The following is a 12,483-nucleotide window of genomic DNA, read 5'->3' as shown; positions in this document are numbered from 1 at the left end:
TTAGTGTGGCTTAACAAGATCTAATGGTTCGATTATCAAAATCGATTGATCATCTGACCTTGTGCTTGTCTCAACACTCACTTTCATAGCAATCATACAGGTACTGATAATATGGCCAACGGCTATCGCCCTGAAATTATTCAACGTGCGTTTGTCGATTTTATCGGATCGCGCTTACATCCGTTTTGGTCATTGACGACGCCTAAGTTACGCCTGATCGCACGCTATACATTAAGTGATGATTTGATAGCACTTCGATTTGAGACCAATAAAGCCTTTAAACAGCAGGTTTCTGAGGTGAAGAATGGTTGGCAAGGTGGTCAATATCTTGATTTGCGTGTTTGTATTGATGGGGTCTATTACCAGCGCAGCTACTCGATAGTGGGCTTTGCGCATCAACCACTCTGGTGGCTCGACGATACTACCGAAAGCCATACGGCAGACCAACGTCATACGGTAACTATCGCGATTAAACCGCAAGGATTGGTATCTGACTATTTAACCAAGCAAATGCCACTGGCTAGCGTCGTTGATACAAGTCTGCCACTTGGTCAATTTACTTTGGAACAAACCTCAATACTAAGGCATGAAATATCAGATAGTAAGCAACCCTCTCCTTTGCTATTTATCGCTGGTGGTAGCGGTATCACGCCCATGCTCGGACTTATCACTCAAGCCCTCAGTAATGGACATCAGGTGACGCTATTGCATTACAGTCGGACTGTTTCATCCAAGCTGCAACATCAGTGGCAACAGCTGAACGATACTAATCCAGACTTTATTTATCATCTAATCCATACTGAAGATCCGACTACCTATTTGGCTGGCAAAAAGTACTTAAGCGCAGAGAGCCTGCTATCGCTAAACTTACCTCTAGCAGATACGCAAATATTTGCCTGCGGTTCACCAGCTTTATTAACTGGCTTATATAAAGCCGCTGCAGAGATAACTTGCTCTACAAATAAACAGCTGCGCGATAACATCGTAGTAGAGAACTTTGGTAATGCCCTAGCTAATGTTGATATCAGCAGTAATCAAACATTTAATAAAACGATACCTGTAGAAGAACACACTGTCTATTTGCGGTCACGGCAACGACAATTTAGCAGTGACACGACCATACTGGTTGCTGCTGAGAATGCAAATGTACGGCTAGCATATGGTTGTCGGCAAGGCATTTGCCAATTGTGCCGCTGTAATAAAGTCAGTGGCGTAGTCAAAAATATTCAAACAGGGAAAGTGAGTGGTGATGGTTACGAGTCTATTCAGACTTGTATCAACATTGCCATGACTGATTTGGTACTCGATGTTTAATGACTGGCTCAATAGAAAGCATATGCTAAACAACCTATGAGAAATAAAAGACAAGCGTTACTTTATAGGCTAAAACTCAGATAACTTATCAAACCGGATGCAGTGCTGCTTATTCATGCCGTTTCGGTTAAGGATTTATTTATGCGCTTATTACCACCCGTTACTACGCCACAATCTGCTGTACCTATCTTGACACCACTGTCCGATGCACAGCTAGCAAAAAACGCGCCTCTGCCTTTTACGCCGCAAACGCCGTACTCGCAGCTTAATGATGAAGCAATCAATGATAGCGTTCAGCCAGACACGTCCATACGGACTCGCTACCCAACAGTAACTGATGCACCCTTATCAAAGCCTCAAAGTGATGCTTTAGCTGCAGAGCTCAATGCCCTGTATAAAAGCGTTATGGACTCGCTAGGTAGTGAGGATGCACGCTACATACAGCGGATATATGCCGCCGTGGTATATAGTGAAATTATTGCCCGTGGTCTACTTGCAACGGCTGGGCGTATGCCATCGAAACGCAGTCTGGTCGCTACTTGGCTATTGGGTACGTCAATGCTTAGCTTTAGCAAAATATTAAATAACATGGAGCTGGGTCATAACGTCATGCATGGTCAATATGACTGGATGCAACACCCGCACCTTAATAGTCAAAAATTCGACTGGGATATTGTCTGCCCTGCTCCATTATGGCAACACTCACATAATTATTTACATCATACTTTTACCAATATTGTTGGCCGTGATCATGACGTAGGCTATCACTTGATTCGAGTGACTGACGAGCAGCCTTGGACGCCAGAAGATCGCTACAATATGTTTAGTACAGCGGTACTGGCATTTGGATTTGAATGGGCGGTAGCCTTTCATGACATCCAAATCAGTGCAGATGAATACGCTGACTCCCCTGATCTGCACAAAATCATGCAGCAAAAGTCTCGCGCGTTATTTGCCAAAATTGGACGACAAATAGGCAAAGACTATATTGCACTGCCGTCTGTGGTAGCGATGGCGCTAGGTCGTCGTAGCGCCTTTAGTACGCTGAGCGGCAACATGACTGCCAACACTGTCCGAAATCTATGGACGTGGGCAGTGATTTTTTGCGGGCATTTCACTGAGCAAGCGCATATCTATATCCATCTCGATGCCAATGAAAGTAAAGGCGACTGGTATGTACGCCAAATCCTTGGCTCTAGCAATATCAAAGGCAGCAAATGGTTCCATCTTTTGACAGGTAACTTGTCTCATCAAATTGAGCATCATATATTTCCCGATATGCCAGCTGCCCACTATGCAAAGATTGCACCGCAGGTACAGGCCATATGCCGTAAGTATGGTTTAAGCTATAACACTGGCCGCTTTGGTACGCAACTCAAGCAAGTACTCGGACGTATTTATCACTTTAGCAAACCTAGTGAAAAAGAATGGCAAGCCTATATGCAATCAACGGAAAATGCAGATAGTACTACTCATAAAGATGATAGGTCAGCGGCCAATTTAGAAGACAAATTATCGACAGAAAATACTGGTGGTCTCACTCGCTTTTTACCTCCAGTCGTTCGTAAAGCCATATCCTATGCATGGTGACATATTCAGATTTGCAACCAGATACGGCCATGATAAGGTAGGACAACAAACATAGGTGACGTTAACAGTCGTCCTATCTACCATTACGGTAAGCGTCTAGACTGTTAAGTATCAAAACTACATACTACACTGGCACTATCAAATTAATAAATATTTAATTCATAATAAAAATTCGACAATAAAAAATGGAGTATATTAATGAGTACCCAAACCTCTAAACCAAATCTAGACATTGTCCATAATCAAGCAGCAAAACGCTTCGAGACCTCTATCGATGGTCAGACAGGTTATATTAGCTATCAGGAAAGTGCTGACAAGTTGGTCTACGATCATACTATCGTACCGCAGCAATTAGGCGGTCAAGGCGTTGGTTCAGCACTGGTAAAGCACGCATTGAATTATGCGCGTGAACAAAACAAAAAAGTGATACCGCAATGCTCATTTGTCGCGTCATACATTAGCAAACATCCTGAGTATCAAGATTTAATTTAGCTAGCTAAGTAATTAGGCTCAAGTAATTCGTTAACTAGGTTCAGTTAAATGATATCGGTCAAAGCAGGAAAAATGTGCAAATATTTATTTCGCATAGGAGACATACCCTAGCACCACTTTTAATAAACCAATTCGACATAACAATAAAGGTTATTAATATGAGTAGTTTATCTGACAAACAAATCAATCTACAGCTAGAAGAGCTTGCTGGCTGGCAGCGTGACGGCAATAGTATCGTCAAAACCTATCATTTCAGCGATTTTATCGAAGCTATGAGCTTTATGAATCAAGCGGCATTTCATGCTGAAGCGCTTGAGCACCATCCTGAATGGCGTAACACCTACAATATCGTAGAAGTTCGTTTAACCAATCACGATACAGGCGGCATATCTAGTCTGGATATTCGTTTAGCCAAGCGCATGGAGCATATTATTCAGCCCAAACGGTTGTAGTAGCAAGTTTACAACGTATGCCTTTATGCCGATTATCTTTGCTCTGTACAAATTACCCTAGTTGAAGCAGACAAAAAAAGACCCTCAATTGAGGGTCTTTTTCATAATAATTCTTTATAACAGTGAGTCATGTTTACATTTTACGACTGACAAAGGCAACAATAAACAAAATCACAGCGACTGCTAAGAAAATGTATGCCAAATTAGCAGACAAGCCTGCGACACCACCAAAACCTAGGAAACTCGCTAATAATGCGATTACTGCAAAAATAATAGCCCAACGAAACATAATCTTCTCCTCAAATAATGGTAAAAAACAGATATTAGAATTTATATAGCATCTATTTAACTTGTTTTTATCTAATGCTAGTTATTACTATTTACGCTTATAGATTAGCAATGTTCGTCTCCAAAGAACGTTCATTTTAGTAATAATATCGGTAGGTTATGTAAAGTTTGTAGTGACTGTTAATGTCTCATACCTCTTTTTCTTTAATAGATGATATTTTCGAAATAGAATTATATTTCTGAATACAGCGTTATTTAACTGAGCGTTCTTAAACTAAGTGCTTTTTAATTGAACGTGTTTTTATTAGATGCTCTTTTACTGGACTCTGTTCCCCTAACTGCAGGTAGAACTATTTTAAATTTCTCACGTTATATGTGAAGTAGTATGTGAGGTAGGCTGCAAACTATAAACTGTAGCGACCTCACAAACCCCTAACCTAATCAAACGACTTGGTTTATAGTTTACTATCCACTTATTCTCAAATCTATTAAGGACAATACATATGGATACCAATACGGATACTGAAACCACTATACAAAAAACCAGCGGCGACACACGCCCTTATGCAGTTGTTCTATATGGTGCGACAAGCTTCGTCGGTCAGATCACTGCCCACTATTTAACCAATTTTTTATTAAATAATAAGAACGAAGATGGCTCAAATGTATCATGGGCAATCGCAGGTCGTGATGAAGATAAACTCAATAAGTTGCAGGCCAAACTTGAGAGTAAGGTAGACATTATTATTGCTAACAGTAACGATGCTGCCAGCCTTGATAAGATGACAAAGCAAACTCAAGTCATCATCTCTACTGTAGGCCCATATCTGAAATATGGTGAGCCACTGATTAAATCTTGTGCTGAAAACGGTACAGATTATGTCGATCTTACTGGTGAGGCCATTTTCATCAAAGATATGATGGATAAGTACCAAGATACTGCCAAGCAAAGTGGTGCCCGTATTGTTAATTCTTGTGGTTTTGACTCTATCCCGTCAGATTTGGGCGCATACTTTACCCAAGCTAAGGCAGAAGAGAAGTTCGGCGAGACCTGTAATGTCATCCATATGCGTGTCAAAGCAGCGAAAGGTGGTATCTCAGGCGGTACTATCGCATCGATGGCATCAATATTTGAAGAAGCTGGCGAAGACAAATTACGTCGCAAACAAGTGGCCAATCCTTACCTGTTAAACGATGATACCGATGTACCAAACGTACGTCAGGACAATGTCAGCAAACCAGTATATGACAGCAATCATAAGCGCTGGTTAGCACCGTTCGTCATGGCCACCATCAACACGCGTATTGTCCATCGTACTAACCAATTGCTCAGCTATGAGTACGGTCGCGATTTCAAATATGACGAAGCAATGTGGATGAAAGATGGCGTCAAAGGAAAACTGTCTAGCTATGCTATGAGCGCAGGTTTATTGGGCTTTGCTACTGCGATGATGATTAAACCAAGTCGCGAGTTACTATCCAAGCACGTCTTACCAAAAGCTGGCTCAGGCCCTTCTAAGGACGAGCAAGAGAATGGCTACTTTGATATTCGTCACTTTGGCCAAACGGCTAAAAATGACACTATTACCGTTAAAGTAACAGGTGATAGAGATCCTGGTTATGGCAGTACCTCTCGCATGATTTCGCAGGCGGCATTATGTCTGGCACAAGATATCAGCAAAGAGGACGTTGGCGGTGGGTTCTGGACACCAGCATCTGCGATGGGAGATAAGCTAATAACACGCTTAGAGGCGCATTCTGGTCTTAGCTTTGAAGTGATTGATAGTTAATCTATTGAGTAATGACAAAGGCTCAATGTCTTTATGACCGTATCTTGGTTTCGAGATACGGTTTTTTATGGTTTACTCTAAATATTTAGACGAAGATTAAATTAAGAACAACGTATTTTTTTGGTGAACAATGTTTCTGTTTACCGATTATTTAATACTTTATGATACTAACCATTAATCCAATATTGCTACTATCATTTTATAGATATTGTAGAAAAATTATATATAAATATTAGTTTAGTGAAGTATATGTTATCAAAGGATTTATATAATAGAACTTAAGAACTATCTAAACACTGGCTTTAAATTATAAATAAAAAATACTGATAAAAGTCTTTATAATACTGACAAACAACACTCAAAAAAACTATTAATAACAATCAGCTAAGTTTAAATAACAACTATAAGCAATCAAATATTCATATGTTGAATACTAGAGACATTGGTAGATATTTATAACTAACAGACTCATTTATTAACAGCTTTAATAACACAATCAACCTTTGCTACCAATGAGTTTTAGAAAAATCTAGAAGCTAAAACATCAGCTAGACTTTAAGTATGACAGTTTCATAACGTCACAAGAAAACATTAAACTGTTAGAACCTTAATGAGTTTGCTACTGAAATATAAACTACATCGTTGATAATTTGCATACAGTATTTACAGACACCTTTAAATAAAAACGGCTCATCATTAAATATGAGTTATCGTTTTTAACTATTGCTAATTATGTATCATGGAGTTTTATAATGAAAAAGAATGTTTTATCACTAATCGTCGGCGCTACCCTTGCATTACCAACTATGGCAATGGCAGCACCCGTTAACAATAGCGATCTAATGCCAGCAGATATGCGTAATGCTGCTGTCAAAAGCACTGTACAGGCCGAAATAGAAGGTCCTGATGGTGAGTTGCTCGCGACCCAACCTGGCGCTGTAGATGTCGAAGCGTCAAATACTGCTGATGTCGATATGGATATGAGTAATGAAGCAGATGAAATGAACGACGAAACTGACGATATGGATAATGAAGCAAGCGATGATAACGCAGCTTTGATGAATAACGCTCAGGCAACAACCAATGCGGCAGCAATGACTAATGCTACAACTGCTCAGGCTCCTGTACAGAACGCTCAAGCGCCTAACATGCAACACAGCAATGCAGACTATCAGCCTTTAATCGCAGGTGAAGCAGCTACTGAGAATAAAGTTGCAGATGCTGCTAGTACTTTGCAAGAAAAGAAAAAAGACAAGCGTGGTGAATTATTAGCTACTCAGCCAGCAAACGTACAGTTTAAAGAAAACCGCCGTATCGCTGTATCACGTTAAGCAGATAGGTAGTTTATTTGATTAATTTGTAAGCGTATTACTTATATAAAAAGGCAGCCATATGGCTGCCTTTTTATTGTACATGATTATAAATTTTAGCTATTTTTAGCAGCATTTATTTCTTATTTTTAGTCACGCCAGCTTCTTGTAATAAAGCACCGAGTGTACCCATTTTACTTGGGGCTTCAGCTTTATCATTTTTTACTGGCTTACTACGATTGCTCGCGTTGTCTCTATCCTGACGCTTGCCACGTGGCTTAGACGGACGTTTGTCAGCAGCTGGACGGCTATTATTTGGACGGTCACTATTTGCATTATTATTGCGTGGACGACTGGTTCTCTCGCTATCTGTACTAGCTGTCGTAGACTTGGCAGCCGTACGTACAGGTTTTTCAGATTCAGGCTTCATGCTAAAGCCGATACGACCACGTTTTTCATCGATGGAGATAACACGAACCGAAACGATATCACCAGGTTTGACACGGTTCATAGGATCTGCGACAAAGTCATTGGCCATCTGCGAGATATGTACCAAGCCATCCTGATGTACACCAACATCAACGAAACAACCAAAGGCCGTTACATTGGTGACTACCCCTTCTAACATCATGCCTTCGCTCAAATCTTTGATGCTATTGACGTCATCACGGAAATTGGCTGTTTTAAATTCAGGACGAGGATCACGAGCAGGTTTGGCAAGCTCTTCGATAATCGCTTTTACGCTGACATTATCGTCGTTAGCAGCCAATGTAGTCGTATCGATAGTATTTAACACGCCATCATTACCGATGACTTCTGACAACGGCTTTCCCGCTTGTGCGAGTAAACTATCGACCAATGCATAGCTCTCTGGATGCACACCAGTGGCATCTAATGGATTGCTACCATTATGAATACGCAAGAAACCAGCTGCTTGCTCAAATGTCTTAGCGCCTAGACGTGGGACGTTTTTAAGCGCTTCACGGCTATCAAATGCACCATGCTCTTTGCGATAGGTGACGATTTGCTGCGCTACATTGCGGTTAAGACCTGCGATGTGAGCCAGGATAGCTGGGCTGGCTGTATTTACGTCCACACCCACGGCATTCACGCTATCTTGAGTTACTTTATCAAGACTATCGGCAAGTTGGTTTTGATTGACGTCATGCTGATATTGACCCACACCAATGGCCTTTGGATCAACTTTCACAAGCTCTGACAATGGATCTTGCAAGCGACGCGCAATAGAAACTGCACCGCGTACAGAAACGTCTAGATTGGCCAGCTCTTCACTAGCAAGTTCACTCGCTGAATAAACAGACGCGCCCGACTCATTAACGATAACGGCTTTGGCTTTTAGTGCATCGTTCGCAGCCAAAATCTCTTTAATCATCGCATCTGTTTCGCGACTTGCCGTACCATTACCGATAGCGACCAAATCAACGTTATAAGTGCTTAACAGCTCATCGATGACTTTTTTAGCTTCATCCATCTTATTATCAGGTGCAAATGGATACACTGTCGCGATGACAGGCTTCTCTTCGCTATCTGACATGACATGACCTTGCGCATCGACGATGGCCATTTTTACGCCATGACGGATACCAGGATCGACACCTAGGATGACTTTAGGACCTGCAGGTGCAGACATTAGCAAATGCTGTAAGTTGCTAGCGAACACATCAATCGCATCCGCTTCTGCGGCTAGGCGCTTTTCAGTTAACAAACGGTGCTCGATATGCGGACGCCATTTGTCTTTCCACAAGCTACTGGCTGCCTCTGACAAAAACTCACGGCGGGCTGCTGGCGCTTTGGCATCAACATCGAAATGATTGATAATTTTTTCGATAAATGGTGCATCTTCGCCTTCAATCTTTAGACCCAAGACGTTTTCTTGACGACCGCGCAACATTGCTAATAGGCGATGATTTGGCAGTCGAGCAAGGCTTTCACTATGCTCAAAGTAGTCTTTGAATTTTTCGCCAACTTCGCGCTTTTCTTCGCTCGCAACGCTCGATACGATACTGGCAGTTTTGGCAAAACCACTGCGTAAGTTGTCCAACAAGCCCAATGCTTGTGTCCATTCATCAACGATAATCGCTTGTACGCCAGCGAGTTGCTTTTCGTTATCGCTAAAATCAACCTCGATTTCATTACCACTGTCATCAGTGATACTTGACTGGACTTGATAATCAGCCAAGGCATCCATCGGAGTGATCTCTTGGGTCAAGACCGCTTGGGCAGCAGCATCAAGACCAGCGGCGCGAGCTTTGGCAGCAGGTGAACGACGACGCGGACGATATGGCAGATAGATGTCTTCAAGCTCAAGCTTAGACGTCGCATTATCGATACGTGTCTGTAGCTCGTCAGTCAGATTGCCCTGTGTGCTTAGTAGCTCAGTAATTTTGAGGCGACGTGTTGCCATGTCACGCTCGTAATTAAGCGACTTCTCTAAAGCACGCAGCTGCGCATCATCAAGATTCTGAGTCTTTTCTTTGCGGTAACGCGCAATAAAAGGAACCGTCGCGCCTTCATCATAAAGTTTGACAAACGCATTGACTTGAGCAGTCTTAATGCCAAGCGCGCGAGCAAGCTTGTCGTGAATATTCGCGTGTGTGGTTGCATCTAAAACCTGTGCATTTGTCGAGGTTTGAGATGACGTTAAGGTATCAGTGCTACTCATATACGTATCAATCGTTGAGAAATGTAGCTTTGCATTATAGCAAAAGCTGCATGAATAAAAATCCTTTTTATCTTTTCGTTATTTATTGCGCATTTTAGGACGCAAATCGTTCTATATCGCACATCCTATGGACTTGTTAAACAAACGCATACAGCATTTATTATCATGGGTGATGCAATTCTCGGTGCAATCTTATACACTAAAGTATCAATAACACAAATATTGATATGTGCTGACATATTGAACAATAGTTTTTAATTTTATGAAGTGCTTATTCGTAACCAATAATTAAATAATGATAATTAGTGGCAGTGTTTTTGCTCATAGCTATTTACTTGTAGTTTCTGATAACAATAATTTTTATAAAAGGATGCCTGTATGACTGATAACAACAGCCCTGACACGTTAACTCAGCGTATTTTAGTTGTCGATGACGACGCTCGTCTGCGCTCTTTGTTGCAACGCTTCCTAGAAGACGACGGCTTTGTCGTTCGTACCGCTCATGACGGCAGTCAGATGGACAAACTCATGCAACGTGAGCTTTTCTCTTTGGTCGTGCTCGATTTGATGCTGCCAGGCGAAGACGGTATCAGTATCTGTAAGCGTCTGCGTGAGGACAATGCAGATATTCCTATCATTATGCTTACTGCTAAAGGTGGCGATGCAGACCGTATCGCCGGTCTAGAAGCGGGTGCAGATGACTATCTGCCCAAGCCTTTTAATCCAAAAGAGCTGTTGGCTCGTATCAAAGCTGTATTACGTCGTCAAAACCGTGAGTTGCCAGGTGCACCAAGTCATCAAATGGAAGTGGTCGAGTTTGGTCCATGGACACTAGATCTATCGACACGTACACTTAAACGCGATGGTAACGTAGTCACTTTGACGACAGGTGAGTTTTCAGTGCTAAAAGCGCTCGTACAGCATCCACGTGAGCCATTGACCCGTGATAAATTGATGAACCTTGCCCGTGGTCGTGAATGGGGTGCGATGGAGCGTTCTATCGACGTCCAAGTATCACGTCTGCGTCGTCTGATTGAAGACAACCCTTCACAAGCGCGTTATATCCAGACCGTCTGGGGCGTTGGCTATGTGTTCGTTCCTGATGAAGCTGAGGTAGAAACCATCAAGAGTGAATAGCTTTTGACTGATCTAATTCCTTTTAATATAGGCCGTGTTTGTTTACTCACAAACACGTGCCAATATGATGAGCCTATTTGTGAAAAACCCAATTATTTTTCAAAACATACCCTGCACGTTAGTGACAGGGTTTTTAGGTGCTGGCAAAACCACTGTAATTAATCAGTTACTGGCCACAAAACCTGATGACGAACGCTGGGCCCTCTTAATCAATGAGTTTGGCCGTATCGGTATTGATGGCGCACTCCTTGCAAGCTCCCAAGATAACGAGCTTGAGCAAAAAAATATCGCCATTCGTGAGGTCAGTGGTGGCTGTATTTGCTGCACCAGTCAGCTGCCTCTGCAAATTGCAATCAGTCGCCTTCTCAGTGAGCATCATCCGCAGCGATTACTCATTGAACCCACAGGGTTAGCTCATCCACGTGAGCTGATACTACAACTTAGTGCGCCGCACTGGCAAACTGCCCTAAAAATGAATGCTGTGATAACCGTACTGAGTGGCGAGCAGTGGCAACAGATTAAGTATCGTGACCATGATGGCTATCAAGCGCATGTCCGTGATGCCGATGTGCTGATAATCAATCGTTATACCCAATTAAATACTAGCGAAAAACAAGTCTTAGTAGAATGGATAGCCAAGCTAAATTCACAAGTAAAAATCATTTGGGACGCTTCTGAATTAACGGCATCTGAGGCAATAGACTCATCAGATGTTCATTCATCAGATAAGTTTGTAGCAAATAAACTTGTAGCAGATGCATCCTTGTCTACGTTAAACGACCAACTGAATCAGCCCAGCTCTATCATTTCGAATCAACGAAAAGTCAGTATCTCTAATCATCAAAAATCGATGATTGGTTTACAGTCTCAAGCCAATTCTTTAGCAACTGTGCCATCATCGAGTTCATTTACCGATGAGACCAAAGCTCAGACTAGTGCTGATAGTGATCTGCCCTATCGCTACCATGAAGAGCAGCAAGATTTTCAATTGGCTGGATGGCGACTACCTGCACACTACATATTAAACGCTGACGATTTACAGAATTGGTTGTTAGCATTGCTAAGCTGGCAACGTATCAAAGGCGTGGTGCATACTTCTGATGGCTGGCTGCAGATCAATTTTAACCCTGGTAGTCTAACCACCAGAACCATCGACCCACAGACTGATAGTCGATTGGAAATTATTTTGCAATTAGGCAATACTGTCGATACACATGCTGCCGATAAAGCTATAGGAAAATCAGAAACTGAGAATGATGCCAAAGCGTCATCAGTATTGTTAGATTGGGAAAAGTGCGATCGCGAACTGATGGCACTGGTTATATAGCAATAGACAAAAAGAGGGCGGACACTGCTATTTTATCTAGCAATGTCCGCCCTTTCTTTTTTCAACGCAACTAGGGCGTGTCCTCATTTTAAAAATGGTG

The 12,483-nt window shown here is 42.0% G+C and carries 10 protein-coding genes; 8 read left to right on the top strand and 2 right to left on the bottom strand.

The window, feature by feature from the left end:
* Nucleotides 1-111 precede the first annotated feature (111 nt).
* The 4 genes from AK824_RS00790 to AK824_RS00775 all read left to right on the top strand — a co-directional run bounded on the left by AK824_RS00790 (nt 112) and on the right by AK824_RS00775 (nt 3,848).
* Entirely contained in the window at nt 112-1,314 is a 1,203-nt protein-coding gene (locus AK824_RS00790; protein ID WP_057757962.1) for a flavin reductase family protein, read from the top strand.
* Between the two features lie 141 nt (nt 1,315-1,455).
* Nucleotides 1,456-2,904 (top strand): fatty acid desaturase family protein, encoded by a 1,449-nt coding sequence (locus tag AK824_RS00785; RefSeq protein WP_057757959.1) that lies wholly within the window; start codon nt 1,456-1,458, stop codon nt 2,902-2,904.
* Between the two features lie 198 nt (nt 2,905-3,102).
* Complete coding sequence (locus AK824_RS00780) at nt 3,103-3,396, top strand: GNAT family N-acetyltransferase (protein WP_057757956.1); 294 nt, start codon at nt 3,103-3,105, stop codon at nt 3,394-3,396.
* Between the two features lie 158 nt (nt 3,397-3,554).
* A complete protein-coding gene (locus tag AK824_RS00775; protein ID WP_057757953.1) occupies nt 3,555-3,848 on the top strand; it encodes a 4a-hydroxytetrahydrobiopterin dehydratase in 294 nt (97 codons plus the stop codon).
* Between the two features lie 133 nt (nt 3,849-3,981).
* On the opposite strand, the gene AK824_RS13345 is transcribed toward AK824_RS00775, so the two are convergent.
* The gene (locus AK824_RS13345) at nt 3,982-4,137 is read right to left on the bottom strand and encodes a DUF1328 domain-containing protein (RefSeq protein ID WP_082624527.1); all 156 of its coding nucleotides are present in this window, start codon (nt 4,135-4,137) and stop codon (nt 3,982-3,984) included.
* Nucleotides 4,138-4,639: 502 nt separating this feature from the next.
* Here AK824_RS13345 and AK824_RS00770 point away from each other — a divergent pair.
* The gene (locus tag AK824_RS00770; RefSeq protein ID WP_057757951.1) at nt 4,640-5,926 is read left to right on the top strand and encodes a saccharopine dehydrogenase family protein; all 1,287 of its coding nucleotides are present in this window, start codon (nt 4,640-4,642) and stop codon (nt 5,924-5,926) included.
* A 752-nt stretch (nt 5,927-6,678) separates the two neighbouring features.
* Complete coding sequence (locus tag AK824_RS00765; RefSeq protein WP_057757948.1) at nt 6,679-7,257, top strand: hypothetical protein; 579 nt, start codon at nt 6,679-6,681, stop codon at nt 7,255-7,257.
* A gap of 115 nt (nt 7,258-7,372) precedes the next feature.
* Here the strand turns inward: AK824_RS00765 and AK824_RS00760 are convergent, their stop codons facing one another.
* Nucleotides 7,373-9,919: a Tex family protein gene (locus AK824_RS00760; RefSeq protein WP_057757945.1), complete on the bottom strand. Its 2,547-nt coding sequence runs from the start codon at nt 9,917-9,919 to the stop codon at nt 7,373-7,375.
* Between the two features lie 378 nt (nt 9,920-10,297).
* Here AK824_RS00760 and ompR point away from each other — a divergent pair, with 378 nt between their 5' ends.
* A complete protein-coding gene (gene ompR / locus AK824_RS00755) occupies nt 10,298-11,056 on the top strand; it encodes an osmolarity response regulator transcription factor OmpR (RefSeq protein WP_057757943.1) in 759 nt (252 codons plus the stop codon).
* 79 nt (nt 11,057-11,135) lie between these two features.
* Nucleotides 11,136-12,383 (top strand): CobW family GTP-binding protein, encoded by a 1,248-nt coding sequence (locus AK824_RS00750; RefSeq protein WP_227511176.1) that lies wholly within the window; start codon nt 11,136-11,138, stop codon nt 12,381-12,383.
* Nucleotides 12,384-12,483 lie beyond the last annotated feature (100 nt).

Origin of the sequence: Psychrobacter sp. P11G3 (assembly GCF_001435845.1) — a bacterium.
Classification (GTDB): Bacteria; Pseudomonadota; Gammaproteobacteria; order Pseudomonadales; family Moraxellaceae; genus Psychrobacter.
This window is presented reverse-complemented; position numbering and strand designations above follow the sequence as displayed.